This is a genomic window from Microvirga sp. P5_D2 (assembly GCF_054049475.1).
This window is the reverse complement of record NZ_JBFUMH010000063.1, coordinates 1-16,829: the sequence shown is the minus strand read 5'-3', so window position 1 is coordinate 16,829 and position 16,829 is coordinate 1. Positions and strand designations below refer to the sequence as shown.

The window sequence follows — 16,829 nt, the reverse complement described above, 5'->3', positions numbered from 1 at the left end:
CCCTGACACCTCAGGGCCGCCAATGCAAGGCCACCTTCGCCGCAGTGGACGCTGGGCGCTCTTTGTGGTCCCTTGGTGTCGAATAAGCTGGACGGTTGAATGACACTGGCGCGGCGTTTGCTCCTCCTGGCGTTGATCTCGGTTCTGCCGGCGATCGTCATCTGGACATACACGGAGGTCTCCCTGCGGCGCGCCCGCGAGGCGGAGATCCATGAGCAAGCCATTCGCCAGGCCCAACTCGCCGGTTCCGAGCTGGAACGGATCTTCGACGGGATTAAAAGCCTTCTAACAGCCATCGAAGAGACCCGGTCCATCCGGGGCTTCGATACTCTCGTCTGCAGTAACTATCTGAAGTCGTTGCAGCAGAAGATGCCCCAGGTATGGACCTTCGTGGCGCTGGACCTCGAGGGGCAAGTCCGCTGCACCAGCGGAAAGCCTTCCTATGCGGACCTGCGCTTCACGAACCGCTTCTATTTTCAGGAGGCGCTGGCGAGACGGCAATTCGTGATCGGCGACTTCACCTCGAGCTTCATCGAAGGCGGCCTGCCGGCCCATCCTGTCCTCCCGCTCGCTATGCCGATCCAGGACAACGACGGCCGCATCATCGGCGTCATCGCCGGCGCCCTCGACCTGAACTGGCTGGATCTCAAGCTAAAGGAGCGCACTCTCCCGCCGAACGGCTCCATCACGATTGCCGACAGGAACGGCCTTATCCTCGCCCGTGAGCCTTTCCAGGAAAAGTTCGTGGGGGCGAGCCTGCCCGAGAGCGCCATGGAGTATTTCTGGCGCGACCGGATCGGCTCCTTCGAGGCAAAATCCATCGACGGGGTCGAGCGCATCATCGGGTATATCCCCGTTCAAGTGCCGCCCATCGGCATCTTCATCGCCGCCGGCCTGTCCACGAAAGCGAGCTTCCAGCCGATCAACCAGGCATCGCGGCGCGGATTCATGCTGATTACRGCGGCCCTCATCCTTGCCCTGTCGCTCTCGTGGCTGGCGAGCCGCGCCTTCATCACCAAACCGTTTGACATCATGACGAACGCGGTGCGCGACTGGCGGCGCGGTGATTATCACGCCCGCATCGACCTGCCCCGCAACGCCGGCGAGTTCAGCCTCCTGGCTAAAGGCTTCAACGACCTCATGGATGACGTCGCCGAACGTCAGCGGGCCCTTCAGGCCAGCGAGGAGCGTGCGAGGCTGGCGCTTGAGGCTGGCCACATGGGCACGTGGTGGTTCGACCTCAGGAAAAGGACCGGAGGCTGGTCGAGCCAGGCGGCCTCGCTCCTCGGCCTCCCTGAAGCGAAGACCACGGCGAGCATCGAGGATTGGCGCGGCATCGTCCATCCCGACGATGTGGAGAGCTCCCTCGAAAACCTGCGTGACGCGGTGCGCGGCGATGGGAACTACGAAGACGAATACCGGATCCGGCGCCCGAACGGCGAGATCCGGTGGATCAATTCGAGAGGCCGCGTCTCCTTTGATGAGGAGGGCAAGCCTGTCTCCTTCGTCGGTATCTTCCAGGATATTACCGAGCGAAAGCAGGCCGAGGACCAGCAACGCTTCTTCCTCGACGAGTTGAACCACCGCGTGAAGAACACCCTCGCCACCGTGCAGTCCATCGCGTCGCAGACGCTGCGCTCCACCAAGGATACGATGCAGTTCAAGGAAGCGTTCGAGGGCCGCCTGCTCGCGCTTTCGAAAACCCACAACCTGCTCACCCGCAAATCATGGCGCGAGGCGGATTTGCGCGAGATCGTGGAGCAGGAGCTGGCACCCTATCGCAAATCGGGAGACAGGCGCGTCGCCATCGAAGGGTCGAAGGTGAACCTGCCCTCCCGCTATGCCATCAATTTCGGTCTCGTCCTGCACGAGCTGGTCACGAATGCCGCGAAGTACGGCGCATTGTCCATGCCCTCGGGCCATCTCGATGTGTCGTGGTCTGTCGTTCCAAGCGAGGACCGCCCGCCGCAATTGCGCTTCCACTGGACGGAGTCGGGCGGACCACCGGTATCGCCCCCGAAGCGCCAGGGCTTCGGCTCACGCCTGATCAAGCGCAGCATCGAAGGCGAGCTGGAAGGATACATGGTGCTCAACTTCGCGGTCACGGGCGTGTCCTATGACATCTCCGTGCCCTTGATGGGCGATTCCCACCTCACCGAAGCGATGCATCGTTGAGTTCGGCTCGAAGGTCTTTCCCAGCAGGGAGCCGGATTCGTTAGCGCATGAGCAGCGACAGAAGCCGATTGATCCGATTGCCATAAGGCGGCTTCGTCATGCCCGCCCCGTTGAACCGCGCCTGCCGGAAGACCGAGCGGGCATGGCTGAAAGTCCTGAATCCCGCCTCGCCGTGATAAGCCCCCATGCCGCTTTCGCCCACGCCGCCGAAGGGCAGTTCCTCCTGCACGCAATGGAGAAGCGTGTCGTTGATTCCGACGCCGCCGGACAAGGTCTTTTCGAGAACGGTCGCGATGATCCGCTTGTCGTAGCTGAACAGATAAAGTGCAAGGGGATGAGGACGCTCGCCGATATAGCGGCAGGCTTCCTCGATGGTATCGTAGGTGACAATAGGAAGAACCGGCCCGAAGACTTCCTCCTGCATGACACGTGCATGATCGGGAACGCCGGTGAGAACGACGGGCGCCATCTTTCGCGTACGCTCGTCGAATTGCTCGGCAGCAGGATTGATCTCGTTCAATGTGGCGCCACCTGCCCTGGCATCGTCGATCAGGCTGCGGATGCGCTCGTAATGTCGAGCATTGACGATGGCCGTGTAGTCGGGATTGGCCGCAAGACTCGGATAAAGCCGCACCACTGCATCGCGATAGGCTGCAACGAAAGCAGCTTCGAGATGACGTGGCACGAGCGCGTAATCAGGTGCGATGCAGGTTTGTCCCGCATTGAAAAGCTTGCCGACCGCGATCCGCTCCGCTGCTTTCTCAAGCGGAAAATCCGACCCGAGAATGGTGGGAGATTTGCCGCCGAGTTCCAGCGTGACCGGCACGAGATTCCTYGCCGCTGCTTTCATTACCTCGCGTCCCACTGCCGTAGAACCGGTGAAGAACAGATGGTCGAAGGGCAGCCGCGCGAAAGCCTGCGCCTCGCGAACGCCGCCCTGGATCACGGCGACTTCGGTTTCATCGAACACCGCGCCGATGACCTCTTCCAGCAATATGGAAGTGCATGGCGTCAATTCGGACGGTTTGATCAGCACCCGGTTGCCGGCGGCGAGTGCGCCCGCGAGAGGCGCAAGCGCAAGCTGCACCGGGTAGTTCCACGGGCTCATGATGCCGACGACGCCCAAGGGCTGATACAGGACTCGGCCAGAGGCAGGCTGGAACATCATTTGGATCGGGCGACGACGCGGCTTCATCCAGCGGCGGAAGTTTTTCCGTGCATGGCTAAGGCCCGCGATGACGGGATAGAGATCCGACAGCTTGGTTTCATGCGTGGAGCGATGGCCAAAATCCTCGCCGATGGCCTTCGCGAAATCATCCGCATGCTGCACCAGCACATCAGCAAGCGCGCCCAAGCCTTCGGCTCGGCGCTCGACGGAAAGTGGCCCCTGCTCGGCCCATGCGCGCTTTTGGAGGGCAAAGCATTGCTGCAGCCTGTCCTCACCCCAAGACAGAACATCATGCACGRCTCGACGCACTCCCCTGTAACCCTGTGAGCATATGGCGGAGGCAACACCATTCTCAACATGGAGGGCATCCGCATGGATTGACGGAGCGGCGGAGATGGCGAGGATGGGCCGACAAGGAGAACATCATTGAGCAGCCCCGCCCCCGTGCTGTCGATCGAGAATCTCGCCATCGGGCTCCCCGCCCTGGCGGACCGAAAGCGTGCGATCCAAAACCTGACGCTGACCATCCAGCCGGGCGAGACACTCTGCGTCGTCGGCGAATCCGGCTCCGGCAAGTCCATGACGGCCATGGCGACCATCGGCCTTCTGCCAATCGGCGTCGATGTGCTCTCGGGCTCAATCAAGCTGGCGGGACGCGAACTGCTCGCCCTCGATGAGGACGGCTGGTGCGATGTGCGCGGGCGGGAGGTCGGCACGGTGTTTCAGGAGCCGATGACCTCCCTCAACCCGGTCATGCGGGTGGAGGACCAGATCTCAGAGACCTTCCGGGCCCATGGGGTTCTGAGCCCCTCCGAGCGTAGCCGCCGGGTGCTGGAGCTTCTCACGGAGGTCAACCTGCCGAACCCCGAGCTGATCGCCAAAGCCTACCCGCATGAATTGTCCGGCGGTCAGCGCCAGCGGGTGATGATCGCCATGGCTCTGGCGCTGGAACCCAAGCTCCTCATCGCCGACGAGCCGACGACTGCGCTCGATGTGACCACCCAGGCCCAGGTGCTGAAGCTCATCGACAACCTGCGCCGCAAGAAGGGCACGGCGGTTCTCTTCATCACCCACGATTTCGGCGTGGTGGCCGAGATCGCCGACCGCGTGGCTGTGCTGCAGCATGGCGAGCTCGTCGAGGAAGGCCCGGCGGAAGAGGTGCTGAACCACCCCAAGCATCCTTATACCAAGCGCCTGCTCGCAGCCGTGCCATCCCTGACCCCGCCGGCCCCCAAGCCGCTCGCGGGCGAGCCGATCACTCTCAAGGTCGATGCCCTGACCAAGACCTATGGGGGGCGTGGCTTCTTCACGAAGAAGCGGGAGGTTCAGGCGGCGGATGCGGTGAGCTTCGAAATCCGGCGCGGCGAGACTCTGGGGCTCGTGGGTGAATCCGGCTCCGGCAAATCCACGGTCGGGCGCTGCGTGCTGCGCCTCATCGAGCCGGATGGCGGCCTGATCGAGGTCGGCGACCTGCCTTTCAGCACCCTTTCCCAGCGAGATCTGCGTCCGCATCGCCGCCGCATCCAGATGGTCTTCCAGGACCCCTTCGCCTCCCTCAATCCGCGCCGCACTGTGGGGCGCATCATCTCCGAGGGGCCGATCACGCAAGGGGAAAATCCGGCGAAAGCCATGGAAGAGGCCCGGATCCTGCTCCGGAAAGTGGGCCTGCCCGCGCAAGCGCTGGATCGCTACCCGCACGAGTTCTCCGGCGGCCAGCGCCAGCGCATCGGCATCGCCCGGGCGCTCGCCATGAGGCCCGATGTGCTGGTGGCGGACGAGGCGGTGTCCGCCCTCGACGTCTCCGTTCAGGCCGAAATTCTGAAGCTCATCAAGAACCTTCAGGAGGAGTTGGGACTTGCGATCCTGTTCATCACCCACGATCTGCGAGTAGCCGCCCAGATCTGCGACCGCGTAGCTGTCATGCAAAAAGGTCGGATTGTGGAAATGGCGGAAACGGCGCAACTGTTCGCCAACCCGCGCGATGCCTATACGCGCCAGCTCCTGGCCGCCGTGCCGGGAATGCACAAGATGATTTAGGGAGAAGGCCCCGTGAACGATCAAGTCAGCCCGTCCATCGCCCCGGATATGATTTTCCAGAACCTCATCGGCGGCCGTAACGTTGCATCCTCCGATGGCATGATGCTGGACGTGCTCTCGCCGATTGACGGCTCGCTGCTCGCCCGCATTGCCGCCGGCACGCCCCAGGATATAGACGCCGCCGTCGCTGCCGCCCGTAAGGCTTTCGAAGGCGATTGGGGCAAGTTGACCGCGACAGAGCGCGGACGCCTACTGATGAAGCTCGCCCAGGCCGTCGAGGCCAAGGCCGACGAACTGGCCCTGCTGGAAAGCCGCGACAACGGCAAGCCCCTGCGCCAGTCCCGCGCGGATGCCATCGCACTCGCCCGCTATTTCGAATTCTACGGCAGCGCCGCCGACAAGCTGCACGGCGATGTCATTCCCTATCTCCACACCCACCTTGTCAGCGTCGAGCGCGTGCCGCATGGCGTGACCGGGCATATCGTGCCCTGGAACTACCCGATGCAGATCTTCGGGCGCTCCGTGGGCGCGGCCCTTGCCGCCGGCAACGCCACCGTCGTGAAGCCTGCGGAAGATGCTTCGCTCACCATCCTGCGAGTCGCCGCACTTGCCCGCGAGGTCGGCTTCCCGGACGGCGCGCTCAACGTAGTGACGGGCCTTGGCCGCTCGGCGGGTGCGGCGCTCGCAGCGCATTCCGGCATCGACTTCCTGTCCTTCACCGGCAGCCCCGAGACCGGCACCGCCGTGCAGACCGCAGCCGCCAAGAACCATGTGGGCGTGACCCTCGAACTCGGCGGAAAATCCGCCCAGATCGTGTTCGACGATGCGGATCTCGAACGCGCCATGCCGAACCTCGTCAACGCCATCATCCAGAATGGCGGTCAGACCTGCTCGGCGGGCAGCCGCCTCCTGATTCAGCGCGGCATCTTCAACGATGTGGTGAGCGCCATCTCGGAACGCTTCCGCACGCTTCGCGCAGGCCATCCGGAGCGCGAGCCCGATCTCGGCCCCATGATCAATCAAGCGCAGCAGCGCCGCGTCCTCGGCTATCTCGACCGCGCCCGCAACGAGGGCCTCGCGGTGATCGGCGAAGGCGTCGTGACGCTCGATGCGCCGGCGGGCGGCTTCTACGTAACGCCGACCTTCCTTGCGCCGGTGCCGCATGAAAGCATCCTGTCGCAGGAAGAGGTCTTCGGCCCTGTTCTCGTTGCAACGCCCTTCGAGGACGAAGCCGATGCGATCCGCCTCGCCAACGGCACGGCTTACGGCCTTGCGGCAGGCGTGTGGACCCGCGACGCCATGCGCTCGACCCGCGTGGGACGCTCCATGCGCGCCGGACAGGTTTTCGTGAACTGCTACGGCGCGGGCGGCGGCGTCGAGCTGCCCTTCGGCGGCTTCGGCCGCTCCGGCCATGGCCGTGAGAAGGGTTTCGAAGGCTTGGTCGAGTTTACGACCACGCGCACGATCGTCATCGCGCACGGATAAACCAGCATTACTCTAGACTAAGGGAAGAAACATGAATCGCCTCGAAGGCAAGGTGGCGCTGATCACCGGCGCGGGCTCCGGCTTTGGCCAGGGCATCGCGGAAACATTCGCTCGCGAGGGCGCGAAGGTCGCCATCATCGACATCAATGAAGCAGCCGCGAAAAGCGCGGCCGAAAAGATCGGCGCATCGGCCATCGGCCTTGCCGCCGACGTGTCGAAGGCTGCCGACGTGAACGCGGCGGTGGAGAAGACGGTAGCAAGCTTCGGCAAGCTCGACATCGTAGTCAACAATGCGGGCATCAGCCATCGCAACAGGCCAATGCTGGAAGTCGAGGAGGACGAGTTCGACCGGGTCTTCGCGGTGAACGTGAAGTCGATCTATCTCTTCGCCAGGGCCGCCGTTCCGCTCATGCAGAAACAGGGCGGCGGCGCGATCATCAATGTGGGCTCGACTGCGGGCTTACGTCCACGTCCGGGCCTTACTTGGTACAACAGCACCAAGGGCGCCGTTCACACCATGACCAAGTCCATGGCCGTGGAACTCGCGCCCAACAAGATCCGCGTCTGCGCTCTCGCACCTGTTGCGGGCGATACGCCCCTGCTTGCCACCTTCATGGGCGAGGATACTCCCCAGAAGCGCGAGCTTTTCGTCAACTCGATCCCGCTCGGCCGTTTCTCGACCCCGCAGGACATCGCCAATGCCGCGCTTTATCTCGCTTCCGATGAGGCCAGCATGATCACCGGCGTGGTGTTGGAGGTCGATGGCGGGCGCTGCATTTAGCATTAAAAAGCTCTGCTCTCTCCACCGTCATGCCCGCAACGAGTGCGGGCATGACGAAGTGGGTCAGCCCCTTACCCACTGAAACGGCAGCGGCGCCTCGCGGAAGGCGAATCTGTCCAGGTGGGAGGCGACCACACCTTTCATGCGCTCTAGGGTCTCGGCCTCCTCGGCCTCGACCGTCACCGTGAGGCCGACGGTGTCCGCCCGCATGGTCGCAACCGCGTTAGGAAAGCGAACGATGCCTTCGTTTTCGGTCAATCGCACATCGAGCTTGTGGCTCCAATGCTTGCAGAGCTGTTGAAGATATCTGGCGCCGTTCGGGGTCGGCACCTGTGCTGTTTCACGAGCCATTCTCATACCTTTCACTGCTGGTGGCGGGCCTCAAGAACCAAGGCCCCTCCTCCGGTGAGAAGGCCCGCATTCTCCTGATTTAGGGGTTCGCAACCGCGCCGGCACGTTAAAAATCGGTAAGGCCCATCTTCCATCCGGCGCGACACTGCGTAAGCTGAGGGCCATCGCGACCTTTCGCTCCCTGTACCGGATGGAGATCCGCCTAATGTCGAAGCGCTTCCTGGCCGCCGCCCTGCTTTTGTCCGTCAGCGCCCTGCCGGCCTTTGCCGCCAAGACCTCTCTCGTCGTCGGAATGCCCATCGAGCCCCCGGGCCTCGACCCGACGATTGCGGCCCCCGTCGCCATCCGCGAAGTCACCTGGGCCAATCTCTATGAGGGCCTCGTTCGCATCGACCGCTCCGGCAAGGTGCAGCCCCTCCTCGCCAAGAGCTGGGAGATTTCGCCCGACGGCTTGACCTATACCTTCCGCCTTCAGGAAGGCGTGAAGTTCCATGACGGCTCGACCTTCGATTCGGCGGACGTGAAATTCGCCTTCGACCGCGCCCGCGACCCGAAATCCACGAACGCGCAGAAGCAGATCTTCGCGCCCATCGCCTCCATCGAGACGCCCGATCCGGCGACCGTCGTGATCAAGCTGAAGGAAACCTCCGGCAACTTCCTCACCTATCTCGGCTGGGGCGATGCCGTGATCGTGGCGCCGGAAACGGCGGCAGGCAACGCTGCGAACCCGGTCGGTACCGGCCCCTTCAAGTTCAAGTCCTGGACGCGCGGCGACCGGGTGGAACTCGTGAAGAACCCGGATTACTGGCAGAAGGACAAGACGAAGCTGGAGACCGTGACCTTCCGCTTCATCAGCGACTCGCAGGCGCAAGTGGCAGCCGTGCGCGCGGGCGATGTGGATGCCTTCCCGAACCTCGCGGCCCCCGAGCTGTTTGCCGAATTCCAGAAGGATTCGCGCTTCAAAGCCGTTGCGGGCAACACGGAAGGCGAGGTCGTCGCCGGTCTCAACAGCGGCAAGAAGCCGTTCGACGATGTGCGCGTGCGCCGCGCGCTCATGCATGCGGTGGATCGCAAGGCGCTCGTGGAAGGCGCCTATTCCGGCCTCGGCCAGCCCATCGGCAGCTTCTTCTCGCCCAACAACCCGGCCTTCGTGGATATGACGAATGTCATTCCCTACGATGTGGAGAAAGCCAAGGCCCTCTTGAAGGAAGCCGGTGTCGCCGATGGCCTGTCGATCACCATCAAGACCCCGCAGATGGCCTATGCCAGCCGCTCGGCGGAGCTGCTCTCCGCGATGTTCGCGGAAGTGGGTGTGGAGCTGAAGATCATCCCCACCGAGTTCCCGGCCAAGTGGATCGAGGAGGTGTTCAAGGCGAAGGATTACGATGTGACCATCGTGGCCCATGCGGAGCCGCTCGACATCGATATCTTCGCCCGTGACAACTATTACTTCAATTACAAGAACGACAAGTTCAAGGCCCTGATCGCCGACGCGGCGAAGACCACGGACGAGAAGGCGCGCTACGCGAAATACGCGGAAGCGCAGAAAATTCTCGCCGAGGACGTGCCCGCGCTCTTCCTCTTCCAGCTGCCGAAGCTCGGCGTGTGGAACGCGAAGCTGCAAGGCATGTGGGAGAACTCCCCCATTCCGTCGAACGACGTGACGGAGGCGGTGTGGACGGAGTGACATGACAACAGTGATACGTATCCGATCTCTCGCACGTCATCACCGGCCTTGTGCCGGTGATCCCGATGGCTTGAAGCGTCGCGCTTTTCGGATCGGGATGGCCGGGACAAGCCCGGCCATGACGCGGAGAGGTCGTTCGTCGGCTCGCTCATCTGGCCAGATACTTTTTGTCCGCACGGACGAGCGAACAGACGATTTGTGAATCAGGTTTCATGCTGCGTCTCATCATCACCCGACTTGTCTCCCTGACCGTGACGCTCCTCTGCGTCTCGCTGGCAATCTTCCTGATCCTTGAAGTCCTGCCCGGCGATCCTGCGGCGATCATGCTCGGCACATCCGCCCGCGAGGATACGCTCGCGGCTCTGCGGCAGGAGCTCGGGCTCGATCAGCCTGCGCTGGTGCGCTACCTGCAATGGATCGGCGGATTGCTGCATGGCGATCTCGGCACGTCGATCACGTACAAGATGCCGGTCTCGACGCTCGTCGCCGAGCGCATGGATGTGACGCTGCCTTTGAGCCTTCTCGCCATTCTTATTTCGACGGCGCTTGCCCTGCCGCTCGGCGTGGCGGCGGCTGCGCGGCGTGACACGGCGGTGGATCGCGCTGTTCTGGTGTTCAGCCAGCTCGGCGTCGCGGTGCCGAATTTTTGGATCGGCCTTCTGTTCATCCTGTTCTTCTCCACGCGTCTCGGCTGGTTCCCCGCCGGCGGCTTTCCCGGGTGGAGCGCGGGCTTATGGCCTGCCTTCCAGGCGCTCCTACTGCCCGCCATCGCGCTCGCCCTGCCCCAGGCCGCCGTGCTCACCCGCGTCACGCGCTCGGCGACGCTCGAAGTGATCGGCGCGGATTTCGTGCGCACCGCGCGCGCCAAGGGCGTCGACAAGAGCGCCACCCTGCGCCGCCACGTGGTGCCGAACGCGCTCATTCCCGTCACCACCATTCTCGGCCTGCAGCTATCCTTCTTCTTCGGCGGCGCGATCTTGGTGGAGAACGTGTTCAACCTGCCGGGCCTCGGGCGGCTCGCCTATCAGGCGCTCAACCAGCGCGACCTCGTTGTAATCAAGGATATCGTGCTGATCTTCTCCGGACTCGTCATCGTCGTGAACTTTTTAGTCGATATCGGCTACGCCATCCTCGATCCACGCTTGAGGGGCCGCTGATGAAACGCCCAACTTTGCGCCTCAACACGGCCCTTGTGGTTGGCGGTATCCTGACCGCCCTGTTGATCATCACGGCGCTCGTCTCGCTGGTGTGGACGCCCGAGCCGCCGACGCGTGTGCGCGTGGCGCTTCGCCTGAAAGGGCCGTTGGAGGCTGGCCTTCTCGGCACAGATCATTTCGGCCGCGATGTCACCTCGCTGCTCATGGTCGGCGCATGGAACTCGCTCGCTATCGCGTGGCCCGCCGTTCTGCTGGGAGCTGCCATCGGCACGGCCATCGGCTGCGCGGCTGCTGCGTGGAAAGGCATTGCCGACGAGATCGCCATGCGCGTCTCCGACGTGGTCTTCGCGTTTCCGGCTGTGCTGTCCGCCATCATGATCGGCGCGCTTGTCGGCTCCGGCCCCGTCGCGGCGATCCTCGCCATTGCCGTGTTCAACATTCCCGTCTTCGCCCGCGTCACCCGCGCCGTCGCGCTTCAGGTCTGGACGCTCGATTACATCGCCGCCGCACGATCCATCGGCAAGCATCCGTTGCGCATTACGTGGGAAGACGTGATGCCGAATATCGCCGGCGCGCTGATCGTGCAGGTGACGATCCAGCTGGCGCTCGCCATCCTCACCGAGGCAGGCCTGAGCTATCTGGGCTTAGGCGTGCGCCCGCCCAACCCCAGCTGGGGCCGTATGCTCAGCGATGCGCAGACATACCTCTCGCAAGCGCCCCACCTTGCCATCGCACCGGGCATCGCGATTGCGCTGTCTGTGCTTGGGTTGAATTTGCTCGGCGACGGCTTGCGCGATGCGCTAGACCCGACGCTGAAGGCGCGGGGCGCTACGGCTTAGGAACGCGGTGTCATCAATGCCCATACGTCATCACCGGCCTCGTGCCGGTGATCCCGTTGCGATGAAACAAAGCGCTTTTCCAATCGGGATGGTCGGGACAACCCCGGCGATGACGGGAAGAAGTTTTGCTGGGCACTCTAACCAGCCTTGTTCATCCTCTCGCGCACATCCGCCAAAATCTCGTACGAGCGTAGGCGCTTGGAATGGTCGTAGATTGCGGAAGCGACGATCAGTTCGTCGGCTCCGGTCTGCTCAAGGAAGCCTTCCAATCCCTCACGAACCGTCTGCGCCGAGCCCACGAAGGAGCAGGCAAGCATGTTCATGGCTTGCGCCTTCTCATGCGGTGTCCAATAGCTCTCGATATCGTCGATAGGCGGCTGGAGCTTGCCGCGTGTGCCTCGGAACAGGTTGGTGAAGGATTGCTGGGCCGAGGTGAAGAGGTGGCGCGCCTCTTCGTCCGTATCGGCCGCGATCACGTTCACGCCGACCATCGCATAGGGCTTGTCCAATTGCGCGGAGGGCTCGAAGCGCTGCCTGTAGGCCTGTAGCGCCTGCAGCAGGGCGTTGGGCGCGAAATGCGAGGCGAAAGCGTAAGGCAGGCCCAGCATACCGGCGAGTTGTGCGCCGAAGAGGCTCGATCCGAGAATCCAGATCGGCACGTTCGAGCCGGTTCCCGGCACGGCCTGGATCACCTGATCCGGCTGAAGCGGCCCGAGCAGAGCCTGCAATTCGACGACGTCCTGCGGAAATGTGTCCGCGCTCATCGGATCGCGGCGGAGCGCCCGAAGCGTGCGCTGGTCGGTGCCGGGCGCACGACCTACGCCGAGATCGATACGACCGGGAAAGAGCGCATCGAGCGTGCCGAACTGCTCGGCGATCACCAGGGGCGAATGGTTCGGCAGCATGATGCCGCCCGCGCCCACACGGATCGTCTTCGTGCCGCCGGCCACATGGGCGATGGCGATGCTCGTCGCGGCGCTGGCGATGCCGACCATGTTGTGGTGCTCGGCGAGCCAGAAGCGGTTGTAGCCCCATCGCTCCGCGTGCTGCGCCAGATCGAGCGAGTTGCGCAGGGCGTCGGAGGGCGTCGAGCCTTCCGGAACATGCGCGAGGTCGAGGATGGAGAGAACGGGCATGGCAAGACTTCTTTCTGGTGCCGAACAGGCGGCGGGTTGCCTTCAGATCAGCACTCAATCTCTCCCGCGCAAGGAGCATAGCCCTCCCCTGAAGGCAGACCAGCCTTGCAAGGAATAAAAAACCCGGCGCGTGAGCGCCGGGTTCATATGTCAAACTTGAGCGTCCGTGCTCAGCCGCGGGTACGGGCGCGGATCATGTACGTATCGAAGGCGTACTCGGCCACTTGGAACCACAGATACTCTTCGTTGCGGAAGGCGCGGATAGAGTCGATAATCTTCTTGAAATCCGCGTTCTGGGCCGAGATTTCCGCGTAGACCTCGTTGGTAGCCTTGTAGGCGGCATCGAGGATTTCCTGCGAGAACGGACGCAGCTGCGCGCCCGCACCGACGAGGCTGCGGAGCGCCGCCGGGTTCTTGGCATCGTACTTCGCAAGCATGTCCTGGTTGGCGGCCATGCAGGCAGCCTCGACGATCGCCTGATAGTTCTTCGGCAGGGATTCCCACTTCGCCTTGTTGAACATGAAGTGGAGCGTCAGGCCACCTTCCCAGAAGCCCGGATAGTAGTAGTACGGAGCGACCTTCTGGAAGCCGAGCTTCTCGTCGTCGTAGGGACCGATCCACTCGGCGGCGTCGATGGTGCCGCGCTCGAGCGACGGGTAGATGTCGCCGCCAGCCACCTGCTGCGGAATGACGCCGAGCTTCTGCATGACCTGACCGGCAATGCCGGCAATGCGCATCTTCAGGCCCTGGAGATCCTGAACGGTCTTGATCTCCTTGCGGAACCAGCCGCCCATCTGGGTGCCGGTGTTGCCGCCCGGAAGAGCATAGAGGTTATGCTTGGCCATGAACTCGTTCACGAGGCCGATGCCGCCGCCGTGGTACTGCCAGGCATTGAGCTGGCGGGCATTGAGCGTGAACGGCACCGCTGCGGCGGCGGCAAAGGTCGGGTCCTTGCCTACATAGTAATAGGCCGCCGTGTGAGCCATCTCGACTGTGCCGGAGGACACCGCGTCGGCCGCCTGGAAGGTGCCGACGATCTCACCGGCCGAGAATGGCTGGATCTGAAACTTGCCCTCGGTCGCAGCGGACACGTACTTCGCCAGGAAATCGGCGCCGCCATAGATGGTATCGAGCGACTTCGGGAAGCCTGACGTCAAACGCCAGCGGATTTCAGGGTTGGACTGAGCAATGGCGGGCTTTGCAATCGCGCCGGCGGCAATGCCGGCACCGGCCGTGGCGATAAAATGGCGGCGTTTCACGGGTACGTTCTCCACTTAAGGGCATGTCGCGCTGAAAGATGCTTGGTAACGAACAGGACGAGGCTCCAGGTAAAGCTAGACCAAAGTCGGGCGAGGCCGCAGATATTTTGCATCACACATTCGTATGCTGACAAACTAGGTATGTAGTTACGCAGCTTAAGTGCCTGTAATTACGGCGCGCGTATCGATTAAGCTTGGCAACGTTCCGGGAGTTGGATGGCTCTCATCGTCTGGCGGCATGATCCACACGCGGGCACCCCCTGCTTTTCATGCATATGCTCAGAAACGCACCATGGTCACAAATCTCGGGCGGACAAGCTTGCCTGGTCAAGAGAAGATGCAAAGTTTTTTGGCGCGGCCGAGAGGGAGTGCAGCACCTGTCACAAGCGGCCCGATGGACAACGTATCGTCACGGGGGCTATGCCCTCTTCCGACGGCGCAAAGTACGCCCAAGGAGATCGATATGAGCGACATGGTTGTCAGGGACAGCAACGGGGCCATTCTCAATGAGGGCGATTCCGTTCAGGTCATCAAAGACCTGAAAGTGAAGGGGTCCTCCACGACCCTGAAGCGAGGCACCGTGTTCAAGAGCATCCACCTGACGGACAATGCAGGCGAGATCGAGTGTCGTTCGGCTCAGATTAAAGGGCTGGTGCTCAAGACCGAATTTGTGAAGAAGGTCTGAGCCGGTCGCTCTCCGCGACCTGCCCACAAGTCTCAATAATGCGGTGGCGGAGGCTCGGGCGCGCGGGGTGAGCCGGAGTTGTCCTCCGCGTCTTGAACCCGGTCGAGAAGCTCGTTGAATTGGCGCCGCAGGGCGTCGATTTTCTTCCATTGGTCGATAACCGTCTGGTTGAGATCCTCGATCACTTGATCCTGGTAGGCGACACGGATTTCCAGAGCCTCCAGGCGCGCGTTGATGTCTTCACTCATCGGACACAAGTTCCTTGTCCTGTGGCCGTTCGACAAGGCCATGGCCGAGGGAGACGCGCTCGTCGAACACGAAGCAGCCGCCGTTCCAGCGGCTCTCGGTTTCCGGCACATCCTCCAGATATTGCAGGATGCCGCCCTTGAGGTGATAGACCTCCGCGAAGCCCTCTTTCAGCATGTAGGAACTGGCCTTCTCGCAGCGGATGCCGCCGGTGCAGAACATSGCGAYCTTCCTGTGCTTYKCGGGATCGAGCTCGTTGCGCACGAATTCCTTGAACTCGCTGAACGTCTTGATCCGTGGATCCACCGCGCCTTCGAAGGTGCCCATCTCCACCTCGAAATCGTTGCGGGTGTCGAGCAAGATCACCTCGGGGTCTTCGAGCAGCCTGTTCCAATCCGTCGCCGACACATAGGCGCCGACCTGCTGCGTCGGATCGGCCTCGGGATCACCCAGCGTCACGATCTCCTTTTTCAGGCGCACCTTCATGCGCTTGAAGGGCATCTCGGCGGCGGTCGAGAACTTCAGCTCCAGGTTGTCGAGGCGGCCACGGAAGAGCGGGCCGTTCCGCAACTCCGCCACCAGGGCATCGATACCCTCCTCCGTTCCCGCCACGGTGCCGTTGATGCCTTCGCGGGCAAGCAGCAGCGATCCCCTGATCCCGAGATCGGAGCAGATGGCATGAAGCGGGTCCCGCAGTTCCCGGAAGTCGGGCAGCGCGGCGAACTGATAGAGGGCGGCAACTTTGTAAGTCATGGATGCTCTCTACCAGCAGCCGGCCCATGGGAAAACCCGGTGCAACGATCCTCGGTGTCGCTCCGGTCAGAGCTTCGGCCAGGGCCGCCGATCCGGGCACATCTGCTCCCAGGCTTGGGAGAGCCTCAGCACGCCCACATCGTCGAAGCGCCGGCCGATGATCTGGAGGCCGATGGGGAGGCCCGTCTTCGTGAAGCCCGCGTTGACGGAGGCCGCCGGCTGGTCCGACATGTTGAAGGCGACCGTGTAGCCGATATGCTCGAACGGCTTCTCGGGGTCATGGATGGGTGAGGCCAGCTCGGCCTCGTAGGCGACATTCGGTGCAACCGGCGAGAGCACGAAGTCGAAGCGATGCGTGGCGGCAATCGCCGCATGGCGCATCACCATCATCTGATTCATGCCGTTGTAAACCTGAGAGCCCGTCAGCGCTTTGCCGCCCTCCGCCCATTTCAGGATGTAGGGCAGGATGCGGGCACGCTCCTCGGCGCTCAGCGGGCCGATATCCGACCAGGCGCGCTGGCGCCAGAAATCGTCGAGCCCGTCCAGCATCTGGCGGGTGATGAAGGGCTTCACCTCTTCGACGATCGCACCCGCATCCGCGAAGGCTTTGGCAGCAGCCTCGACGCAGGCTTTCACCTCGGGATCGAGGGTTAGGCCGATGCCCGCCTCCATCATGAGGYCGATCGTCAGGCCCTTGATGTCGATGTCGAGATCGAGCCAGGGCAAGTCCTGATAAGGCAGGCTCGTGGGATCGCGCATGTCCGGCCGCGTGAGGCTCGTCATCATGAGCGCGGAATCGCGGACGCTGCGCGTCATCGGCCCGGCCACGCGTCCGTAATAGGCCGGATCGATGGGAATGCGCCCGAAGCTGGGCTTCAGTCCGAACACGCCGCACCAGGCTGCGGGCAGGCGAATGGAGCCGCCGATATCCGTGCCGATGTGGAACGGGCCGTAGCCTGCAGCCGCCGCCGCGCCCGCGCCCGCCGAGCTGCCGCCGGGGTTCTTGGACAGGTCCCACGGATTGCGGGCAAGGGGATGGAAGCTTGAGAGGCCGGAGGAGAGCATGCCGT

15 protein-coding genes are annotated in these 16,829 nt (G+C 63.0%); 8 read left to right on the top strand and 7 right to left on the bottom strand.

Annotation, left to right across the window (positions count from 1 at the left end; translation table 11 throughout):
* Positions 1-99: 99 nt before the first annotated feature.
* Positions 100-2,175 (top strand): sensor histidine kinase, encoded by a 2,076-nt coding sequence (locus tag ACXJKO_RS16750; protein WP_457092222.1) that lies wholly within the window; start codon positions 100-102, stop codon positions 2,173-2,175.
* Positions 2,176-2,215: 40 nt separating this feature from the next.
* Here ACXJKO_RS16750 and ACXJKO_RS16745 read toward each other — a convergent pair whose 3' ends face one another.
* A complete protein-coding gene (locus tag ACXJKO_RS16745) occupies positions 2,216-3,640 on the bottom strand; it encodes a coniferyl aldehyde dehydrogenase (protein ID WP_457092221.1) in 1,425 nt (474 codons plus the stop codon).
* A 129-nt stretch (positions 3,641-3,769) separates the two neighbouring features.
* Here ACXJKO_RS16745 and ACXJKO_RS16740 point away from each other — a divergent pair, with 129 nt between their 5' ends.
* The 3 genes from ACXJKO_RS16740 to ACXJKO_RS16730 are packed head-to-tail and all read left to right on the top strand — an operon-like array spanning position 3,770 to position 7,646.
* Positions 3,770-5,380, top strand: a complete 1,611-nt coding sequence (locus ACXJKO_RS16740) for an ABC transporter ATP-binding protein (protein WP_457092220.1) — start codon at positions 3,770-3,772, stop codon at positions 5,378-5,380.
* A 12-nt stretch (positions 5,381-5,392) separates the two neighbouring features.
* The gene (locus tag ACXJKO_RS16735) at positions 5,393-6,865 is read left to right on the top strand and encodes an aldehyde dehydrogenase family protein (protein WP_457092219.1); all 1,473 of its coding nucleotides are present in this window, start codon (positions 5,393-5,395) and stop codon (positions 6,863-6,865) included.
* Between the two features lie 31 nt (positions 6,866-6,896).
* Positions 6,897-7,646, top strand: coding sequence for an SDR family oxidoreductase (locus tag ACXJKO_RS16730; RefSeq protein ID WP_457092218.1), 750 nt, complete (start codon positions 6,897-6,899; stop codon positions 7,644-7,646).
* Positions 7,647-7,709: 63 nt separating this feature from the next.
* Here ACXJKO_RS16730 and ACXJKO_RS16725 read toward each other — a convergent pair whose 3' ends face one another.
* The gene (locus tag ACXJKO_RS16725; protein WP_457092217.1) at positions 7,710-7,997 is read right to left on the bottom strand and encodes a DUF2218 domain-containing protein; all 288 of its coding nucleotides are present in this window, start codon (positions 7,995-7,997) and stop codon (positions 7,710-7,712) included.
* A 205-nt stretch (positions 7,998-8,202) separates the two neighbouring features.
* On the opposite strand from ACXJKO_RS16725, the gene ACXJKO_RS16720 reads away from it, so the two are divergent.
* The 3 genes from ACXJKO_RS16720 (at position 8,203) to ACXJKO_RS16710 (ending at position 11,680) form a co-directional block, all read left to right on the top strand.
* Positions 8,203-9,684 (top strand): ABC transporter substrate-binding protein, encoded by a 1,482-nt coding sequence (locus ACXJKO_RS16720; protein ID WP_457092216.1) that lies wholly within the window; start codon positions 8,203-8,205, stop codon positions 9,682-9,684.
* Positions 9,685-9,896: 212 nt separating this feature from the next.
* Positions 9,897-10,841 carry an ABC transporter permease gene (locus tag ACXJKO_RS16715; RefSeq protein ID WP_457092215.1) on the top strand — a complete coding sequence of 315 codons (945 nt, stop codon included), beginning with the start codon at positions 9,897-9,899 and terminating at the stop codon, positions 10,839-10,841.
* The gene (locus ACXJKO_RS16710; protein WP_457092214.1) at positions 10,841-11,680 is read left to right on the top strand and encodes an ABC transporter permease; all 840 of its coding nucleotides are present in this window, start codon (positions 10,841-10,843) and stop codon (positions 11,678-11,680) included. Before ACXJKO_RS16715 ends, ACXJKO_RS16710 begins: the two co-directional genes overlap by 1 nt.
* Positions 11,681-11,817: 137 nt before the next feature.
* Here ACXJKO_RS16710 and ACXJKO_RS16705 read toward each other — a convergent pair whose 3' ends face one another.
* Both ACXJKO_RS16705 and ACXJKO_RS16700 read right to left on the bottom strand, forming a co-directional pair.
* On the bottom strand, positions 11,818-12,816 hold the full coding sequence (locus tag ACXJKO_RS16705) for an LLM class flavin-dependent oxidoreductase (protein WP_457092213.1): 999 nt from the start codon (positions 12,814-12,816) through the stop codon (positions 11,818-11,820).
* Positions 12,817-12,986: 170 nt separating this feature from the next.
* Positions 12,987-14,075, bottom strand: a complete 1,089-nt coding sequence (locus tag ACXJKO_RS16700) for a TRAP transporter substrate-binding protein (protein WP_457092212.1) — start codon at positions 14,073-14,075, stop codon at positions 12,987-12,989.
* Between the two features lie 463 nt (positions 14,076-14,538).
* Here ACXJKO_RS16700 and ACXJKO_RS16695 point away from each other — a divergent pair, with 463 nt between their 5' ends.
* Positions 14,539-14,760 (top strand): alkylphosphonate utilization protein, encoded by a 222-nt coding sequence (locus tag ACXJKO_RS16695; RefSeq protein ID WP_457092211.1) that lies wholly within the window; start codon positions 14,539-14,541, stop codon positions 14,758-14,760.
* 32 nt (positions 14,761-14,792) lie between these two features.
* On the opposite strand, the gene ACXJKO_RS16690 is transcribed toward ACXJKO_RS16695, so the two are convergent.
* From ACXJKO_RS16690 to ACXJKO_RS16680, 3 genes are all read right to left on the bottom strand, one after another.
* Positions 14,793-15,008, bottom strand: coding sequence for a SlyX family protein (locus ACXJKO_RS16690; protein ID WP_457092210.1), 216 nt, complete (start codon positions 15,006-15,008; stop codon positions 14,793-14,795).
* Positions 15,001-15,759 carry an oxygen-dependent tRNA uridine(34) hydroxylase TrhO gene (gene trhO, locus ACXJKO_RS16685; protein WP_457092209.1) on the bottom strand — a complete coding sequence of 253 codons (759 nt, stop codon included), beginning with the start codon at positions 15,757-15,759 and terminating at the stop codon, positions 15,001-15,003. The genes ACXJKO_RS16690 and trhO overlap by 8 nt, the downstream gene beginning before the upstream one ends.
* A gap of 66 nt (positions 15,760-15,825) precedes the next feature.
* Positions 15,826-16,829 (bottom strand): amidase (locus ACXJKO_RS16680; protein WP_457092208.1); only part of this gene is annotated, 1,004 nt, incomplete at its 5' end.

What these genes read in the sequence shown, in the direction of transcription:
- ACXJKO_RS16720 (WP_457092216.1), top strand. Translation starts at nt 8,203, where the DNA reads ATGTCGAAGCGCTTCCTGGCCGCCGCCCTGCTTTTGTCCGTCAGCGCC.
- ACXJKO_RS16705 (WP_457092213.1), bottom strand. Translation starts at nt 12,816, where the DNA reads ATGCCCGTTCTCTCCATCCTCGACCTCGCGCATGTTCCGGAAGGCTCG.
- ACXJKO_RS16690 (WP_457092210.1), bottom strand. Translation starts at nt 15,008, where the DNA reads ATGAGTGAAGACATCAACGCGCGCCTGGAGGCTCTGGAAATCCGTGTC.
- ACXJKO_RS16725 (WP_457092217.1), bottom strand. Translation starts at nt 7,997, where the DNA reads ATGGCTCGTGAAACAGCACAGGTGCCGACCCCGAACGGCGCCAGATAT.
- ACXJKO_RS16695 (WP_457092211.1), top strand. Translation starts at nt 14,539, where the DNA reads ATGAGCGACATGGTTGTCAGGGACAGCAACGGGGCCATTCTCAATGAG.
- ACXJKO_RS16715 (WP_457092215.1), top strand. Translation starts at nt 9,897, where the DNA reads ATGCTGCGTCTCATCATCACCCGACTTGTCTCCCTGACCGTGACGCTC.
- ACXJKO_RS16710 (WP_457092214.1), top strand. Translation starts at nt 10,841, where the DNA reads ATGAAACGCCCAACTTTGCGCCTCAACACGGCCCTTGTGGTTGGCGGT.
- ACXJKO_RS16730 (WP_457092218.1), top strand. Translation starts at nt 6,897, where the DNA reads ATGAATCGCCTCGAAGGCAAGGTGGCGCTGATCACCGGCGCGGGCTCC.